General features: G+C 40.6%; 16 protein-coding genes. 7 read left to right on the top strand and 9 right to left on the bottom strand.

What is annotated here, in order from left to right; all coding sequences use genetic code 11:
- Positions 1-8: 8 nt before the first annotated feature.
- From hemF to WKK05_RS30330, 3 genes are all read right to left on the bottom strand, one after another.
- Entirely contained in the window at positions 9-1,013 is a 1,005-nt protein-coding gene (hemF, locus tag WKK05_RS30340; RefSeq protein ID WP_341526715.1) for an oxygen-dependent coproporphyrinogen oxidase, read from the bottom strand.
- A 311-nt stretch (positions 1,014-1,324) separates the two neighbouring features.
- Entirely contained in the window at positions 1,325-2,377 is a 1,053-nt protein-coding gene (locus tag WKK05_RS30335; RefSeq protein WP_341526714.1) for an aromatic ring-hydroxylating dioxygenase subunit alpha, read from the bottom strand.
- A gap of 320 nt (positions 2,378-2,697) precedes the next feature.
- On the bottom strand, positions 2,698-3,765 hold the full coding sequence (locus WKK05_RS30330; protein ID WP_341526713.1) for an aromatic ring-hydroxylating dioxygenase subunit alpha: 1,068 nt from the start codon (positions 3,763-3,765) through the stop codon (positions 2,698-2,700).
- 733 nt (positions 3,766-4,498) lie between these two features.
- On the opposite strand from WKK05_RS30330, the gene WKK05_RS30325 reads away from it, so the two are divergent.
- Positions 4,499-4,708 carry a plasmid partition protein ParG gene (locus WKK05_RS30325; protein WP_341526712.1) on the top strand — a complete coding sequence of 70 codons (210 nt, stop codon included), beginning with the start codon at positions 4,499-4,501 and terminating at the stop codon, positions 4,706-4,708.
- Between the two features lie 875 nt (positions 4,709-5,583).
- On the opposite strand, the gene WKK05_RS30320 is transcribed toward WKK05_RS30325, so the two are convergent.
- The gene (locus tag WKK05_RS30320; protein ID WP_341526711.1) at positions 5,584-6,375 is read right to left on the bottom strand and encodes an ion transporter; all 792 of its coding nucleotides are present in this window, start codon (positions 6,373-6,375) and stop codon (positions 5,584-5,586) included.
- A 92-nt stretch (positions 6,376-6,467) separates the two neighbouring features.
- Between WKK05_RS30320 and WKK05_RS30315 the strand changes: the two genes are divergently transcribed.
- Positions 6,468-6,893, top strand: coding sequence for a nucleoside deaminase (locus WKK05_RS30315; protein ID WP_341526710.1), 426 nt, complete (start codon positions 6,468-6,470; stop codon positions 6,891-6,893).
- A gap of 23 nt (positions 6,894-6,916) precedes the next feature.
- Here WKK05_RS30315 and WKK05_RS30310 read toward each other — a convergent pair whose 3' ends face one another.
- Positions 6,917-7,582 (bottom strand): response regulator transcription factor, encoded by a 666-nt coding sequence (locus WKK05_RS30310; protein ID WP_341526709.1) that lies wholly within the window; start codon positions 7,580-7,582, stop codon positions 6,917-6,919.
- Positions 7,579-8,850: a sensor histidine kinase gene (locus tag WKK05_RS30305; protein WP_341526708.1), complete on the bottom strand. Its 1,272-nt coding sequence runs from the start codon at positions 8,848-8,850 to the stop codon at positions 7,579-7,581. The genes WKK05_RS30310 and WKK05_RS30305 overlap by 4 nt, the downstream gene beginning before the upstream one ends.
- Positions 8,851-9,031: 181 nt before the next feature.
- Between WKK05_RS30305 and WKK05_RS30300 the strand changes: the two genes are divergently transcribed.
- The 4 genes from WKK05_RS30300 (at position 9,032) to WKK05_RS30285 (ending at position 13,686) form a co-directional block, all read left to right on the top strand.
- Complete coding sequence (locus WKK05_RS30300; RefSeq protein ID WP_341526707.1) at positions 9,032-9,601, top strand: P pilus assembly/Cpx signaling pathway, periplasmic inhibitor/zinc-resistance associated protein; 570 nt, start codon at positions 9,032-9,034, stop codon at positions 9,599-9,601.
- A 1,647-nt stretch (positions 9,602-11,248) separates the two neighbouring features.
- The gene (locus tag WKK05_RS30295; RefSeq protein ID WP_341526706.1) at positions 11,249-12,757 is read left to right on the top strand and encodes a tetratricopeptide repeat protein; all 1,509 of its coding nucleotides are present in this window, start codon (positions 11,249-11,251) and stop codon (positions 12,755-12,757) included.
- Positions 12,758-12,828: 71 nt separating this feature from the next.
- Positions 12,829-13,077 carry a regulatory protein SipA gene (locus WKK05_RS30290; protein ID WP_341526705.1) on the top strand — a complete coding sequence of 83 codons (249 nt, stop codon included), beginning with the start codon at positions 12,829-12,831 and terminating at the stop codon, positions 13,075-13,077.
- Between the two features lie 51 nt (positions 13,078-13,128).
- The gene (locus WKK05_RS30285) at positions 13,129-13,686 is read left to right on the top strand and encodes a peroxiredoxin (protein ID WP_341526704.1); all 558 of its coding nucleotides are present in this window, start codon (positions 13,129-13,131) and stop codon (positions 13,684-13,686) included.
- A gap of 226 nt (positions 13,687-13,912) precedes the next feature.
- Here the strand turns inward: WKK05_RS30285 and WKK05_RS30280 are convergent, their stop codons facing one another.
- Together WKK05_RS30280 and psaK are read right to left on the bottom strand one after the other, a co-directional pair.
- The gene (locus WKK05_RS30280; RefSeq protein WP_341526703.1) at positions 13,913-15,112 is read right to left on the bottom strand and encodes a site-2 protease family protein; all 1,200 of its coding nucleotides are present in this window, start codon (positions 15,110-15,112) and stop codon (positions 13,913-13,915) included.
- A gap of 500 nt (positions 15,113-15,612) precedes the next feature.
- A complete protein-coding gene (gene psaK / locus WKK05_RS30275; RefSeq protein ID WP_341526702.1) occupies positions 15,613-15,867 on the bottom strand; it encodes a photosystem I reaction center subunit PsaK in 255 nt (84 codons plus the stop codon).
- Positions 15,868-15,993: 126 nt separating this feature from the next.
- Here psaK and WKK05_RS30270 point away from each other — a divergent pair, with 126 nt between their 5' ends.
- Positions 15,994-16,626, top strand: a complete 633-nt coding sequence (locus tag WKK05_RS30270; protein WP_341526701.1) for a phosphoribosylanthranilate isomerase — start codon at positions 15,994-15,996, stop codon at positions 16,624-16,626.
- Between the two features lie 206 nt (positions 16,627-16,832).
- Here the strand turns inward: WKK05_RS30270 and folE are convergent, their stop codons facing one another.
- Positions 16,833-17,540 (bottom strand): GTP cyclohydrolase I FolE, encoded by a 708-nt coding sequence (gene folE, locus WKK05_RS30265; protein WP_341526700.1) that lies wholly within the window; start codon positions 17,538-17,540, stop codon positions 16,833-16,835.
- Positions 17,541-17,553: the final 13 nt, after the last annotated feature.

The following is a 17,553-nucleotide window of genomic DNA, read 5'->3' as shown; positions in this document are numbered from 1 at the left end:
TGAAAAAGCTATAACCAATTACGAGGATTCTTCAGTACTTCTCTGAGCATTGCTTCTTGACTACCAGGAATCGGTTGGTCGTCATATTGCCAGCTAGCAGCAGGAGGCATACAGTTGAACACACTTTGCTGTTTAACCATACCGCTTGCTAGACCAAAACGAATGCCGCGATCGCACGACAATATAAACTCGGCATAACGTCCACGCACAAGCCGCTGCCAGTTTTTGTTTTCTTCAGTAAAGTTCATATCCTTGCGTCTTTCTACAATCGGCATATAGGCAGGGATAAAAGCCTCAGCACAATTTGTGACAAAAGAAAGAAGTTTTTCTGGATTACCTTGATTAAGATGGTCGAAGAAAATTCCACCTATACCTCGGTTTTCACCGCGGTGTGGGATGTGAAAGTACTCGTCACACGACTTTTTAAAGCGGTGGTAATAGGAAGAATCGTACTTGTCGCAAACTTCTTTATGTACCTGATGAAAATGAACTGCATCTTCCTCGAAAAGGTACGCCGGTGTGAGATCAGCACCACCACCAAACCACCAATAAATAGGTTGACTACCATTACCAATCTGGAAATAGCGATAGTTGACATGAGCGGTAGGAGCCATCGGGTTATAGGGATGAATCACAAAGCTAGAACCCGTGGCAAAGAAGCGGTTGCATCTACTGCTAGTCATTTGATCTGCTATTGCTGTCGGGAGCGCACCTGATTGCTGAAAAGACGTTCCAGGAGGCAATTCACCCTCTATTGCAACATAATTGACTCCCACCTTTTCAAAGACATTGCCATTGTGCAGAGCGCGGTCAATATATATGGTGTCCTCACTACTTTCACCAACCGTCCACACACCCTTGTTGTTACGAGTCCAAGACTGTTCGAGGAAATCCTTACCATCTATGACTTGAAGAGCTTCGCAAGTATTCTCAAACATCTGTCTAAAAATCTTATCGATTACCCCACGCACTCTTGGTTGTTGTGCCGTTGGTTTTTCTAGGACATCGGTCATATTATCTCCTCACACTAATTAAGTCTTTTTTCGGTCTTACTGAATTGAAACCCCTTTCTCTACGAGACGCTCCGCGTTGGCGGAAGCCTCCCCCTTTGGGAGAAGACCGCAGTCGCAGTGGCTCCAAAGAAAAGCCTTCCCCCAGCAATGGTTCACTGTATCTCTGCGTGAACTTTTCATATCTTTATTCAGCAACGCCGTATTTCTGTTAGCTAAAAGCTATATTCCGTTCACGTTGATAACTTTAGACTCTCAATTTCCAGTTGCCCATGTACTGTAAAGAAAATAAGTCAAATAAGGGTGCATGATGATTACCTTATTTGAAAAGATTCTGAGGATTCATCAATAAAGTGATTGTGACCATTTCGGTTAGACACAGAAGATGAAGTTAAATGCTTTTGGAGAAACTTACGAAAAGTAATATCTAAAGCATCAGCAGCAACATGAAGTTCTTCTGATATTTTGGGCATTGATTGAGAGTCTAAAGTAGCTACCACTACTGTGTCCTCTTGGGCTAGTTTGTGGTCAAGCTTCCTAAAAAATCCATCTAACCAAGGGAGAGGTAAAATATTGCGATACAAAACGCGTTTAACATAAGTAGTTTTGTCATCAATCGGCAGGTGAGCAACTAAAATGCCGAACTTGATATCAAACCTATTATTTCTACCTATGCTAATTTCCGCTAAGGTAACATTAGGGAGATATAAAGTCAATCTTGTGTTTAACTCTGGACGTCCACCAAGTAGAAAGTTCAACAAACTTTTTGAGTTACTTAAGGATTCATACTTGACTTTAGCAACTGCGCCCCAATCATATTTATCAACTTTATACTTAATAGTTTTGTTGATTGGGATTCTCTGACCAAAAGATTTCTTGTGAACTGCTATGACATGAGTAAAATCAAGATTAGCTTCCATGAGTCGAGCATAGTTAGCATTATCTATGCCCTCATCATAAACAGGACGCATAGTCGATACCATGTATTCTGGAAAATTTGGCAATGGAGGACGTTCTTCTGCTGGCAAATCTCCATAAAACAGCCAGACAAAACCATATTTTTCTTTTATTGGGTAGCTGTCTACACTAGCTCTTTTGGGAATAGGTGTTCCGGTTCCATTGGAAGGTATTTCAATGCATTTTCCATCAGCTTGAAATTTCCATCCATGATAAGGACAACGGATACAGCCTTGTTCAACCCAGCCTAAAGACAAGGCTGCACCACGATGAGGACACTGATCTTTCAAAGCAATTACTTGTCCTTGAGAATTGCGGTAAAGAACAAATCTTTGATTTAATATCACAATTTGCTTGGGCTTGTTAGTAACAGCTGAACTAAATTCACAAGCATACCAAAAGTTTTTCAACGTTATTAGTTCCTATTATTTTTGGTTGTAAATTAAGTCAAATTTTCTCTGTATTTTGGCTAATAGATTGGTGAAATAGCGCTGTGGAATACGGTTATTCTACTTATAGTGTTTCGACTCCAATGAGGTACAGAATAACCCCTCCCCAACCCTCCCCTTGGTAAGGGGAGGGTGCGCGACAGCGCGGGTAGGGTGTATTTCATGTGCCTGGCAATTGCTGTATTGATATTTCTTAAAAGAATCTCATGCAGAGGCGCAGAGAGAAAAAACAAGAGAAATCTTGAGCTTTTACAAATAATTTAAGGCTGCTGTATGTATATTTAGTTCATCAACGAGACGTCAGAAGGTTGTGCTTGCTCTTGGCTACAGTTATCTGAATTGCTATCATTTGCTTTTAAATTCCAACCCATTGCTAAATATTTTTGGCGAAGCTTACGATAGGCAAGGGTTAAAGCATCAGCAGGAACATGAACTTCTGTTGATAAAGTATCAGGTATTAATTTTGGGTATTGGGACTCGGTTACCAACCTATCTTCTAAACCAACTTTGTGGTGAAATTTTACGAATAAGCTATCTGCCCAAGAGTGGGTAAAAAAATTGCGAAATTGAATCCGCTTACTAATGGTTGTGTTGTCATTAACAGGAATGTGGACAGCATAATTAATCATTTTGCCACGACCAAAGTCACTCTCGATTTTAGTTATGTTGGGAAGATAAAAGCTAGTCTTGGCATTTAGCTGTGTGCGTGCTGGGCGAAAGAAAGATTTAAATACACCATTTTTAGGTTTGGTGTAATTTTTGTATGTAATTTTAGCACTCATTCCCCAATTCTCATCTTGGATTACATAATCTTCTACTCTTGGATCTTGTGCAAATCCTGCTCCGAAAGAATTAGCATGAACTGCAAAAAGATGGGCAGGATCAAGAGCATTTTCTATGACCCGCGTGTAGTTAGCTTGCATCTTATATTCCAAGTAAATGGGATGCATAGTTGGGTCTTGATATTCTGGCAAGGGTGGAATTGGTGGGCGTTCTTCTGCTGGTAAATTTCCATAAAATACCCAGATAAAACCGTATTTCTCTTGTACTGGATAACTGTTTACATTAGCTCTTTTAGAGATAGGTATTCCAGGTGCATTGGAAGGAATTTCAATGCATTGTCCATCAGCTTGAAATTTCCATCCATGATAGGGACAACGGAGACAATCTTTTTCAACCCAGCCCATAGATAATGCTGCACCACGATGGGAACACTGGTCTTTCAACGCTATGACTTGCCCTTGAGAATTCCGGTAGAGGACAAATCTTTGGTTTAACATCACAATTTGCTTGGGCTGGTTACTAATAGCAAAGCTAAATTCACAAGCATACCAGAAGTTTTTTAGCACACCTAAGCTCCTAACTATCTTAAATAAATTATTTGGTGAAAAGTAGCTTTTTACACCAAATTACAATTTCCTAACTCAGTTTCAACATCAGGTGTGTTCGGCGGCGAATACAGTAAATTCCAAGGTTTAGGACGCTAATAAAACTACACGAAAGACGTCGGCTCTGATGCCTTTCTTTATTGCCCATCAGTTGAGCAGTTCTAAACTATTACACATAGTCATATGTATTCAATGAAAAGAAATATTTTTTCTTGACATTTTCCGAATGAATAAGCCTAAAATGCTTCTCAAGAATGCTCATAAGCTATTTGCAAATGATGTGGGTTGTAAGTATTGTTTGTAGTTTATTTGCAAATAATCTGGAGTCTTGTCAAATTTTAGTTAGAGCAACTGAATCTTGTTTTTGGGTGCTGCTTAGCTTAACCGCTACATTCATCTCAATCATCACCAAAAGCTGCTAAGAGCCATAGTTCTCGTTTCATTTTTGTCTGTAAGTGTTGATTTTACGTTAATTGAGCCAACTTAAGCCAATGTTGACTTGGCTCGCTTATTTGATATTTGGTTTGCCCCCACTGGCACTTTCTGGCGTCTATTGCCTTTGTTGTGTGTCTTTCTTTGGGTATAGGTGATACTATACCAATGCACTAGTGCATTAGTCAACCAATGTATAATTTTTCTCTATTAACCATTGCACCAATAAACTAGTGAATAAGTTCATTAGTTGGAGTATAGTGTGGCACAAGGAGAAGCTTCGATTAGGGTTTACCTATCGCCTGAAACAAAAGACAGGTTTAAAACAGTTTGCTTTTTTAAAGGACTCAATATGTCTGACGTTACAGCCGAACTCATTGAGAATTGGTTAGCCAAAAATGATCTGGATCTACCAATTTCCCAAAGAAATGCTCCTTCAACCAAAAGTAAGAAGCGTGAAGGGTTAGGATGACTACAGAACTAGGTTTCCTAAAAGCCAGCCAAATACTACAGCAATTCCCAAATTGTCAGTAACGCGGCAATGGGAGGGGCAAGCAGTAAGTAATGGTAACAACTATGTGATTTTAGAAATAGCTATGATTACAGACGATTTGGAAGTAACAATCAAAATTAATCAGCTGCCCCAAGTCAATACTGGATAGTATGGCTGGTAAAAGTTTGGGAGCGACTGTACTGGAAACGCTGTGACAGCCACAGTCAATCCCAAAATCTGAAAAAATTGACTAAGAGTGTTGTAATTATCGTAATTATCGGCTGAGGGTAGCCTCGCTAGCAATCTCCAACTCGGCTTGTTTTATAAAAGAGAAGCGATCGCCTCCACCAACGCCAATCAGAGAAGCGATCGCTATACAAGAAACATAAGCACAATAAGAGGATTGTATGCTGTATCAAAAAATCTACTGTCTTACTTTAGATAGATCAAGCAAATATACACATATACCAACAGGCTGAAATTATGGTAATTGCAGAAAACGCGTGTCATACATAGAAGTAATATATGTCTGCAATTAAGAAGGGGCGTACAACTGTTAACCGTGTGAACTTAAGCTTAAAGTTAGACCTCTAAGAGGATGTTTGGAAAGTCTCAAAGTATAATAAAAACCCCTCTCCAAACCTCTCCCCGAAACGGAGAGAGGCTTTGAAACCCCCATTCCCTTGTAGGGAAGGGTTAAGTTTAGGAGATTTTGCGTTAGCAATAATACTTTTAAAACAACCTCCAAGAGGTTTTACTAGGCAAAACCTGTCCCTCTGCGAGTCGGAGAGGGACAGACTTGAACTTTAGTTCAAGGCAGGGAGAGGTTTATCTAACTCACGTGAAAAATGATATTACTCCACTCGGCTGGTAGGCAATTTAGCCCCACACCTTTTACAAAAGCCAGCATCTATATCGTGGTAAGCCAAACCACAATTTAAACAAACTATTTCTACCTGATTGGCAGTTTTAACCAGTCGCTTTATTAAATCTCCCACTTGCCAAGGAATCAACGCAATTCCTGTCAATATCATTAATACTGTTAGTAAGCGACCTAATTCAGAAATTGGAATAACATCACCAAACCCTACTGTTGTCATTGTGACAACTGAGAAATAGAATGCATCTAAAAACGTACCAAATTTTTCACGATTAACAGGATGTTCTACTTGATAAATTAAACCAGAGTAAATAAAAATAATTGCAAACAACGTAAATAAAATTCGCGAAAAAATCATACCATCTTCGGTACTGATACTAGCGAATAAAAATTTTCTATCTATAAACCTGATTAAGCGTAAAATCCGAAACCATCGGAGTAGACGAATAAATCGAATATCCACTGCTCCTAAGAAAAATGGCAAAATTGCCATTAAGTCAATAATTGCATAAAAGCTAAAAATATACTTAACTTTATTTTCTGCACTCCAGAGGCGGAGTAGATATTCTACTACGAAAATTATAACTATCGCTGTATCTACTACATCTAATTGGAACCGAACAGAATCAGGAATATTATAAGTTTCTGCTACAAAAATTACTGATGATATTAGAACTAAGGCAGCAAGTGTTAAATTAATTGCTTTACCTATTGGTGTTTCTAGGTCTGTTAAGTAAAACTCTGTTTGTTCTCTACTCAGTAACATATATATCCAGAAATCATTTCAATGCATTCGCTTAAATGACATTGACGATACAATACTATTATCCTGTATACTTCTAAAATTTCAAGTCAATTATGAAGCAAGAATATTTTATGAACTTGGCATTAACAGAAGCAAAAAAAGGTGATGCTCCTTACGGTGCAGTAATTGTTAAAGATAACGAAGTTGTTGCCGCTGCTCATAATACTGTAAGTAGAGATAGCGATCCATCAGCTCATGCGGAAATCAATGTTATTCGTAGTTTAACAGCTAAAATTAAAAACCCTGCTTTAGAAGGTTATAGCATATATACAACTGGTGAACCTTGCCCAATGTGTGCAACGGCTTGTATTTGGACAGGTTTATCAGAAATTGTATATGGTGCTTCAATTCAAGATTTAATTTCGCTAAATCAGTCACAAATTAATATATCTTGCGAAGAGGTTATCGCTAAGTCATTTAGAAAGATAAAAGTAATCAAAGGAGTTTTAAAAAATGAATGTTTGGAATTGTTTAAATAGACATATTAGCAATAAATTGCTAATTATTTAAGTCCATTTAAATAGGATAGAAATGTATTTGCAAAAATAGCTGCTTGAGTGCGATCGCGCAGATTCAAGCGATTTAAAATATTAGTAACATGATTTTTTACTGTCCCCTCAGAAATGTAGAGTTCTTGAGCGATTTCGCGGTTACTAGCACCTGTAGCTATTAACTGTAAAACTTCTTTCTCTCTAGGAGTAAGTTCAGCTAAAATAGGTGGTGCAGGAGGCGTTGGCTGGGTTAATTCACTGTTAGAAAACTGAGTCAAGAGTTTTTTAACTATTCCTGGGCCAAGTTGCGTGTACCCTTTATGAACAGCACGAATAGCAACAGCTAATTCTTCTGAGGGTGTATCTTTTAGTAAATAGCCCATTGCGCCATTTTGAAGTGCCGCTGTCACATATTCATCATCATCAAAAGTCGTCAATACTAAAATTTTAGTTCCAGGAAAATGCTTTTGAATTTCTCTTGTAGCTGCAACTCCATCCATTACAGGCATTCTGATATCCATTAACACTACATCTGGTTGTAATTGGGCGACTAAACTAATTGCTTGCTCGCCATTTTCTGCTTCTCCTACTAATTCTAAATCTGGTTCTAGTTCCAATAATGCTTTTAATCCTTGACGAATTAAACTTTGATCATCCACAAGCAAAACTTTAATCATCGTTTTAACCTCGTCAAGGGAATATCAACTGTAATTTGGCAACCAGAACCAGGATTGCTATTAATCATAAACTCACCTGCTAATGCTAAAGTGCGATCGCGCATACTTTGAAGTCCGAAACCAGTAGTATTTTGGTTTAAATCAAAACCTCTGCCATTATCTTGAATTATCAATTTTAAACTTCTTCTCATGCTCATGAGTGTCAGTTTAACTTCTGTTGCATTTGCGTGTTTAGATATATTTGTCAACGATTCTTGAATAATGCGGTATATAGAGGTACTAATTTCAGGTGGTAGGGGATTTTCAAGATTAATTTGGCAAATTAGTAATATACCATTTGAGCGGTGAAAATCTTCTGAAAGAATTGCGATCGCGTGTTCTAAAGATTGCTCTTGTAAAGGATTAGAACGCATAGTAGAAACAGATTGGCGAACATCTTTCAGCGCCTTAGAACCTAGTTCTTTTGCTCTTGCTAAAAATGTTTGAGCCTTAGTTGGATTAGATTGCCATAGTTTTAAAGCAGTTTCTAATTGCAGATTTAAAGCAGTTAGAGAATGTCCTAATGAATCATGGATTTCACGAGCAATACGGTTACGTTCTTCCAAAGTAGCTTGATTTTCAATTTGCATGGCATATTGACGGAGTTTTTCATTAGCAATAGCTAGCTTCTCTCGGCTCTGTCGTTCAGATAATACTGCATTCATCATCAACAACACAAAAACCAAACTTAAGCCAAATACCAGTGACCAGTTCAAACTAAAAAATCTAAAACGTTCTTGTGCCTGGGGGGATGCTTGAAAGTTGAATAACTGATATTTCAGTTGTGTAGTAAACAAAGATAATATAAATGATAATATCGTAACAAACAAACGCCCAGGCAATTGAAAAATCAGACAACTGCGAGTAACTAGAATTATGTAAAGAAAAGGAAACAGGCGAGCAAATCTTCCGCCAAAAAGTCCAGTTATTAAAATTAATATAAATTCAATTGCTGTGTAAATTATTTTATTTCTATGATTATTAGTAGGTAATCTTAACCCCATTAAAGCAAAAAGAGTTAGACTATAAATTGAAAGGTCAGGAAATATAGTGCAAATTGATAAGTTTGTAAATAGAGTACAAATTGATAGGTCTGAAGGCTTGAGACGTAATCGCGGCAACGGAGCTGGTAGAAATGCTGTAAATGCAGTGATTGCCAATAATATCCACTCTAAATACAGCAGAGATGGAAAGGGATGATTGTTAATTAGAATCGGACGACGACTCATAGTATTTGAGATTATTAAAGCTTTTATACTAACTATCTTGGCGCAGTTAAAATGTGATGAAATAGAGATATCTGCTGCTCCAATATTTTTATATTTACTCTAATTTAGATATAATGGCTAGTCCAATTCGTTATGATTAAGTCATGACTAAAGTCATGGGTACAACCGTGACTTTCTCCTCATGTGGTTACTAGAGATAAGTTCCTATGATGGTGACATCCAAACAGGAAAAATCACCACATCACAAATGAAACTCAAAGCATTATCATTAGTAGCTGGAGCAATTGCCCTAACTTTAACAGCAACTCCCTTTACAGTTCAAGCGCAACCCACCTCTTCAACTCTGCAAGTGGCGCAAGTCCCGAAAAAAGGTGCTTGGCAAGAGTTGGGACTAACAGAAGCACAAAAAACCCAAATTCGGCAAATTCGTCAGAGTTTTCGCGGTCAATTTGAAGTGATTTTAACCCCAGAACAAAAAGCGAAATTGGACGCTGCAAAACAAGCGCGTCAAGCACGGCGGGAAGCTAGACAGCAAGCAGGTCAGCAACCAGGCCAGCAAGCGGGTCAATATCGCCGTAGAGCAAAGCCATTTGCTGACTTGAATTTGACAGAGCAACAAAAAGCTCAAATGCGACAACTTAGAGAGTCGGAGAAACAACAAATTCAAGCCATCTTAACTCCTGAACAAAAGGCAAAACTCCAACAGTTCAGAGAAAATGCTCGTTCACGCCGTCAACAATCTAATCAATAGCCTAAGTTTAAAAAATTGCTTTGAAATCTAACGCTGAGAATATGAGTATTTCTAACGAAATTTCCATAAAATGCTAGACCTATGCTTGCGTACTGGTAGATGCCTAATTGCCAAGCAGCGGCGACAGCTTAACCACCAAAAGAAAAGTATTTTTCATGCAAGCGATCGCCAGCAATATAACTAGATATTACTGCCGTTGGCTTCAAATTATGACAAAAAATTGGAGTGGGTTTTTTCCCACCCCAATCAATCCCAGATTCAGAAGCAAAGTTTAGACTGATTAAGTTTAAGATGACACTACAACGCTTATGATTACTTGATCACAAACCTGAATCATTGACAGAAATTTTAGATGTAATAGATTATGGTAAGCTGACCAACATGGTTGTCACTCTCGCTTCAACTCAAATAGTTGGCAATCAAAGTTAGTTTGGCACTTACTCTTGACTGATGTGCTGTAAGTATAGTTTTCCACAGTCAAGAATTATATAGACTTCTTGCAGAAGATCCGGAAAGGGGAAAAATCCTATCCCCTTTCCCTTTCCCTATTTATCACTTTCATAGAGCTATAACAATCCTCCACAGATTTGTGAGAATTGAAAGTTTCAGAATCCTGGTTCCTTGCGAATAATTTAGGATTACTATACTTTAGATCCTAAGGAACTCTCACCGTCATTAGTTCTTCGTCAACACAAATTATTCACAACAAAAGACAAGAATCAAAGTCAGCAATTCTCATTAGCTGAATAAATTTATCAAAACAGAATTCGGGAGTCAGGAGGCAGAATGGGCTGCGCCCCGCCAGTCACACAGAATTGTATTCTGTGTGACTGGCGGGTCTGAATCCCCTAATCTCTAGTCTGAAATAGCTGATTAACCAAGGTTTACCCCACCCTAACCCTCACGCCACTTGCTCCACTTGGGGAAACCCCCTACAGCCCTTCTCCTAAAGGAGACGCTACGCGAACGGGCATCCTACGGCAGGCGAAGCCTCTCGTAGAGAAGACCGCACTGGCTCCCCTTGGAAAGAGGAGGGAACTAGATTTCCTATTTCCCCCCTTTATAAGGCTACGGTGTACACACAAGTCTTCTAAAGTTGTGTCACAGGCTTTTGATCCCCCTAAATCCTCCTTTTTAAGGGGGCTAGGGGGGATCAAGGTTTCAGGCTTCAGTGCGTAAGTCTTATTAATATCATTCGTTATTTCGAGGTTCGCATTTGTTACTCCGGGGTTCGCATTTGTTATTTCGGCGTTCGCATTTGTTATTTCGGCGTTCGCATTTGTTATTTCGGCGTTCGCATTTGTTATTTCGGCGTTCGCATTTGTTACTTCGGAGTTCGCATTTGTTACTTCGGCGTTCGCATTCGGCATAGCTTCTCTACGAGACGCTAACGCGAACGCTTAGAGCGACGCAGGAGCGCCACCCGAAGGGAGGTTACCTCCGTTGTAGCAAGTGGCGTGGGTGGGATTAAGGGGGGTAATTCGAGTTGTGTATACACCGTAGCCTAGCAAGGGGAGGAGCCGTCGGCGGTGGGGTTGTTACTATGGATCTTTATACAGAATTGGTACAAAATCACCCCTTTTGGGGAATTTTCCTCTCTTGCTGTGTATCTTCTACAGGTGCTTGCTCCGTTATATAAATTCAAAAATGAAATTTTATTACCCACTTGTACCTGCATTAATTGGTGTATCAATTACCCTCGTTCAACCCCAAAAGGCTTTAGCGCTTTCAGAAGCAGAAATCGCTAAAGTTGCCAAAGCTATTACTGTAGAAATTGATAATCAAAATGGTTCCGGTACTGGAATCATTATTAAACGAGAGGGTAAGAACTACACTGTCCTTACTGCTAAACACGTTATAGAAGCTCAAGCTAAATACGAAATAGTCACTCCAGAAGGAGCGCACTACTCGCTTAACTACAGCACTGTCAAAAAGCTAAGAGACGTCGATTTAGCTGTTGTACAGTTTACCAGCAACCAAAATTATCCTGTTGCTAAAATCGGCAATTCAGATGAATCAACTGAAGGAACAACCGCTTATGTAGCTGGTTTTCCACGTGTAACCGCAGCAATTTCTAAATCAATATACAATTTCACTGATGGGCGGATTACTGCTAATGCCGCCTCTAAACCCTTACGAGATGGTTACGCCTTAATTTACAGCAATAATACCTTAGCAGGGATGAGCGGCGGCCCAGTATTAAATGACAAAGGTGAACTCATAGGAGTTCATGGCAGAGCAGATGAAGTAGACATAGATAGAAAATCCGGTTTTAATTTGGGTATTCCCATTAATACCTTTTTGAGACTCTCACTTCAAGCTGGAGTAGACGTAGGCATTCGTCCTCCCGCCACACCTGTAGCTACAGCACCGAAAGCTGACGACTTCTATATTCAGGCTCAGGATAAGTTGAACAAAGGAAACTATCCAGGAGCGATCGCGGATTTTAATCAAGCGATTAAGCTCAATCCTCAATATGCCCAAGCCTATTTAGGTCGAGGAATTACGCAGGCTCGTCAGAAAAACTACCAAGAAGCGCTGGCAGATTACAACCAAGCAATTCGCCTCAATCTCAAAAATCCTGAAGCTCCCTTGGCATATATATTTAGGGCTGAAGTCCGCGACAAAACGCAAGACTTGCAGGGAGCGCTAGCAGATTACAATCAAGCAATTCGCCTCAATCCCAAACTTCCATTTGCTTACGGATATCGAGGAATTGTCCGCAAAAGACTCGGAGACTTGCAAGGAGCGCTTTCAGATGCTAACGAATACATTCGCTTAGATTCTACAACCACAGCAGCCTATGTGTTCCGGGGGAATATCCGCGCCCAATTGGGGGACAACCTTGGGGCAATTACTGATTTCAACCAAGCCCTGCGGCTTAATCCCAAGAATGCCGAAGCTTACTTTGAACGGGGTAATTCTCGTGGGACATTAAAAGACTGGAAACAGGCAATTACTGATTTCACTCAAGCCTTACAAATTAATCCAAACTATGCCGAAGCCTACTATTTAAGGGGTTCTGTTCGCTATGAGTTGGGAGACAAGCGGGGGGGAGTTTCAGACTGGGAGCGAGCCGCTGATCTCTTTTTACAACAAGGAAAAACAGAGTTTTATCAACAAACGCTGAATCTCATCAAACAATTTCCGCAGTAGCTAGTGAGTCAAAGTAGACTTTCAAGCTCATTATGAGTTATGAGTTAATCAAAACTCATAACTTAATTAAAATGTCCAAAGAATTTGCTATTGGTAGTAAAGTCCGTGTTGTGGCACTACCATCCTACGTGAAAACAGCAGACCCTATGCCCATGCTGCGCCCACCCGATGTTATTCACATTGGCGAAGAAGGAATAGTCCTTGACCGCCGTCCCGGTGGTTATTGGGGTATCCGTTTTTCTAAGGGAGCGTTCCTTTTAGATAGCCAATACATCGAAAGTACAGACGCTCCTACGGAATCTCATACAGAATTAGATTAGTAGCAACCAAGAATTGTAAACTTATGTAAAGTTGTAATTTTGGTTTACACCATGATTTCGCGCCGCACTTTTTTAAACATATTATTTGCTAGCTGTTTTGCTGTCATCAGTTGGTTGAACTTTACTCATACTGCTGATGCTCTTGGCGGTAAACTTCCTGCAATCAATCAACCTGCGCCAGAGTTTACTTTGCTAACTAACACAGGTGATGGCAAAATTTCTCTCTCTGACTTACGTGGAAAGTGGGTAGTGCTTTACTTTTACCCCAAAGACTTCACAGCTGGTTGCACTATAGAAGCTCGCCGTTTTCAGCAAGACTTACCTAAATACCTAGAAAAAAATACTGAGATTATTGGTGTCAGTGCTGATGATGTTGATTCCCACGCCAAGTTTTGCGATTCAGAAGGGCTGAAATTCCCCCTGTTAGCTGATGCTGATGGCTCTGTGAGTAAAGCTTACGGTTCTTGGATTGGCTTTGTATCTATGCGCCACAGTTTTCTCATCGATCCTCAAGGCATCTTGCGCGAGACTTTTGTCAAAGTCAACCCCACAATTCATAGTTCAGAAGTACTGGCGAGATTAGAAAAATTGCAATCCGCTGCTTCTTAGGGAAAGACGCGATTATACTCTTACGAGAAGCCGCACTCCCTGCGTCTACGCGTCTGTACAAAAGGTAGGAATTTTAAGGTTTGACCGTTGACTCTTGACTTCTAAAGTAAAAAAGGTAGGAAACCCTACCTTTAACCCAAAAAAGCATTTTGTAACCAAATACCAAATTAAATATCACACACAGTTTTGAAGAATCTATTGCAACAATATGACGAACGTGTGACGCTTAATTTGAAGTAGATTTTGCGATCGCTCCAAGCTGTAACCCCGGTGGATAGCTACCTTCTTCTTTAATTTGTTTAATTTCAGCATCAGTTATGGGCAAATTTAACTGCTGTGCCAAAGTCCGTACAATATCACCTCGATCAATTACACCAGCAACAGCACCAGCGGGGGAAAGCACAGTAATCCGAGGTAATTGCTCATTTTCTAACTTGTTAATCAACTCAACAAAAGAAGTTGACTCAGCAACAGTGGGTATTTCTGTCAGAGGATGCACAATGCTTTGTAAGGTTTGAGTTTCCCATTCGCTCCTTTCAATTAAACGCAAATCGTCAATGGAAACTAGACCTCGATAGCGTCCATCAGAAGCAGCAAAATATACTTGTAGGGGAGCGGTTTCCAACAGGTATAAATCGGCAAAGGAACGCAATGTTTGGTCAGCATCGACGACACGAAAATCACGGGTCATTGCATCGGAAGCTTGCAGCTTGAGCAAGCTTTCTTGCAATGTTGTCACGCGGTCATAAGTGTTAGCGTTGCGGACACCAAACCAACCGAGCATTGCAATCCATAAACCGAGTGCCAATTCTCTGGTAAAAAAATCTACGGCAAATCCTAAGACGATCGCACCATAACCCAAAATTTGCCCCGCCTTTGCAGCCCAATGTACGGCTTGAAAACGATTACCTGTGACTTGCCATAGTGCTGCTTTTAACACTTGTCCGCCGTCTAAAGGTAAGCCAGGAATTAGGTTAAATAGTGCCACTACCAAGTTAATTCTGGCTAAATCTCCGACCATTACACTTACTGGGCTAGTATCAGGTAAAAAAGAACCTCCCAGACGCAGTAGGAAAAATAGAGCGATACTGACCAAAGGCCCGGCGATCGCTACTTGAAATGCTTTTTGCGGTGTTTTGGATTCTTCTTCTATAGCAGCGATACCGCCAAACAGAAATAGGGTAATCGAATTAACTTTAATACCTTGCGATCGGGCTACCAAACTATGACCCAACTCATGTAATAACACCGAACCAAATAGTAGCAGCGCCATTACGATTCCAGCACTCCAAGCTATGACTTGCCCCCATTCTTGGTAAGCTACGCCAAAGTTGAGGGTTGCCAACCCTAAAATCACAAACCACAACGGATCTAAAAACAAGGGAATTCCAAATAAAGACCCAATTTTCCAATTTGTTGTTTGCATTACATTGTCCTAAAAACTAAACATCACTAGCAGTTCCTACTTGAAAATTAGCTAGTGCGAATTTATACATATATTTAGAGTGCATCAATCTAGTAGTGTCGAGTTAAGAGATGCTCTAATCTCTAGAATAGACAATTATGGGAAGGGGAAGTTGAAGGGAAACCCCTTATTTAGTACTGCCAGTATTGGGAACAGTAAGTTGAACTGCTAATAACATTGATGACATTGTGGTTCCTTCTCCTGCATGAATAAACTAATTGAGTTATTGAGATGATTAATCCCATCTCGAAAGCCTAGTACATCCTCTGCTGATAAAGTAGTTGAAGCCTCTACTAAAAGGAAGGTTAAAATCTCTCCTCTTAGTTAGACCGACTACGCAAAAGCTGACTTGGCTAATGCTCACTCCTTTGTCTTGCCGGAGAAAGAACCAGAATCGTTTTTAGAGTTTTATAGTTTTATGTTGATGGTGACGTTACAAGTAACGCCTGATCATCGCAAAACTACAAACGGCCAAGATTAGCTAGTCCTAAGACGATGCCGACGCCGATAATATGTCCAAAAGCCATCGCAGCAACGAATGTTGGAATACTGATTGGTAGTACAGGGAACTTGGGCCCAACTAAGGGTTTTTCAATCCTAGTACTCAGTAAAACAATTATTAAGCTGCTGACGCTGATGATAATACCTACTGTGGGATTCCACACAGGTGTTGTAGGAACAGATGTGGGAACTGCTAGTAAAATAGATGAAATCAAGCTTTTGCCTCCTAACCTAAATAGAATAATAATGTGAACCTAAAAGATTATAGAATTACCAAGGCCCAAAAGTTTTTTCAATAGTTTAGACTTTTTTGATGATTGTTCTATATTTGTCACATTTTAATGCGGGTTAAGATTTGCGGCATTACTCAACCACATCAGTCTGTAGCGATCGCCTCTCTTGGCGCAACGGCACTAGGATTCATTTGTGTGCCAACCTCCCCTCGTTACGTGACGGCATCACAAATTCGAGCAGCAGTAGCAGAACTACCAAACAATGTTGACACAATTGGTGTTTTTGCCAACGCCAGCATCTTAGAAATTAACCAAACAGTTGTTGATTCTGGCTTAACTGGTGTCCAGTTACACGGAGATGAGTCACCAGAATTTTGCTACCAGTTGCGGCGATCGCTACCAAATGTCGAAATTCTTAAAGCCATTAGAGTTCGTAGTATTGAACATCTTGAAACTGCGGCTAGTTACAGCGAATACATAAATACTTTGCTACTTGATGCTTACCATCCACAACAATTGGGTGGTACAGGTCAAACTTTAGATTGGAAGATGCTAGAACAATTTAGCCCCAATTGCCCTTGGTTTTTAGCAGGAGGACTAACACCAGATAATGTTGCGGAAGCTCTAAGTCAAATTAAGCCTAGCGGCATTGATTTATCTAGCGGTGTAGAACGTGCGCCAGGAGATAAGGATTTAGACAAAGTAGCACTGTTGTTTCAGCGGCTAGGAACTGGGGGATGAGGAGCAGGAGGCAGGGAGCAGGGGAGCCGGGAGGGAGCAGCACTTCTCTACGAGAGGCTGCGCCCTAAGCGCAGCTATGCCGTAGGCTTTACGGCTACGCTCAGTGACCGAGGGGCAGGGAGCAGGGAGCAGGGAGCAGAAGGAAAATAATCAATGCCCAGTCCCCCGTCCCCAGTCCTCAGTCTCCAATCCCCAGTCCCCAATCCCTAAAAGAACGCTGCTTGATGGCGAATCAAGTTTAAGAATTCTTCGCGGGTTTTTTGCTCTTCTTGAAAAGCACCCACCATTGCACTGGTAACAGTCCAAGAACCTGGTTTCTGAACGCCCCGCATTACCATACACATATGGCTAGCTTCCATCACAACGGCAACACCGCGAGGTTCCAAAATCGTCTGAATTGCTTCTGCAATTTGCCGGGTTAGCCTCTCCTGAACTTGCAAGCGACGGGAATACATTTCAACAATCCGGGCTAGCTTACTTAATCCCACAACTTTTTGGTTGGGAATATAAGCAACGTGCGCTCTACCCATAAATGGCAACATATGATGTTCGCACAGACTGAAGAAGTTAATATCCCTGACTAGCACCATCTCGTTATGTCCTTCATCAAAGATGGCACCGTTAACGAGTTCTTCAAGAGATTGGTTGTAGCCACCAGTCAGAAACCGCATTGCTTCAGCCACCCGCTTGGGTGTTTTGAGAAGTCCTTCGCGTTCGGGGTCTTCTCCAACACCTACGATTAGTGACCGCACGGCGTCCATCATTTCATCGAGATGTTCCTCTTGTGGCGGTAACACATCCGCTGGCCGCCCGTTATGAGTATTGCGATCGGGTCTAGGATTTATGGCGTCTGCCAACTCAGGAACTAGAGGCGATTGAGGGCGATTAGAACCGTTGGAACTAGCGATAGTCATGATGGATATCAGT

The organism is Nostoc sp. UHCC 0302, from assembly GCF_038096175.1.
Lineage (GTDB): Bacteria > Cyanobacteriota > Cyanobacteriia > Cyanobacteriales > Nostocaceae > UHCC-0302.
Note: the sequence above shows the minus strand (reverse complement) of the source record. Positions and strands in the feature narration are given on the sequence as shown.

Coding starts and splice junctions, on each gene's coding strand:
- folE (WP_341526700.1), bottom strand. CDS start 17,540: ATGACTATCGCTAGTTCCAACGGTTCTAATCGCCCTCAATCGCCTCTA.
- WKK05_RS30315 (WP_341526710.1), top strand. CDS start 6,468: ATGAAGCAAGAATATTTTATGAACTTGGCATTAACAGAAGCAAAAAAA.
- WKK05_RS30280 (WP_341526703.1), bottom strand. CDS start 15,112: ATGCAAACAACAAATTGGAAAATTGGGTCTTTATTTGGAATTCCCTTG.
- WKK05_RS30320 (WP_341526711.1), bottom strand. CDS start 6,375: ATGTTACTGAGTAGAGAACAAACAGAGTTTTACTTAACAGACCTAGAA.
- WKK05_RS30295 (WP_341526706.1), top strand. CDS start 11,249: ATGAAATTTTATTACCCACTTGTACCTGCATTAATTGGTGTATCAATT.
- WKK05_RS30290 (WP_341526705.1), top strand. CDS start 12,829: ATGTCCAAAGAATTTGCTATTGGTAGTAAAGTCCGTGTTGTGGCACTA.
- WKK05_RS30300 (WP_341526707.1), top strand. CDS start 9,032: ATGTGGTTACTAGAGATAAGTTCCTATGATGGTGACATCCAAACAGGA.
- WKK05_RS30310 (WP_341526709.1), bottom strand. CDS start 7,582: ATGATTAAAGTTTTGCTTGTGGATGATCAAAGTTTAATTCGTCAAGGA.
- WKK05_RS30285 (WP_341526704.1), top strand. CDS start 13,129: ATGATTTCGCGCCGCACTTTTTTAAACATATTATTTGCTAGCTGTTTT.
- WKK05_RS30305 (WP_341526708.1), bottom strand. CDS start 8,850: ATGAGTCGTCGTCCGATTCTAATTAACAATCATCCCTTTCCATCTCTG.
- WKK05_RS30270 (WP_341526701.1), top strand. CDS start 15,994: ATGCGGGTTAAGATTTGCGGCATTACTCAACCACATCAGTCTGTAGCG.
- hemF (WP_341526715.1), bottom strand. CDS start 1,013: ATGACCGATGTCCTAGAAAAACCAACGGCACAACAACCAAGAGTGCGT.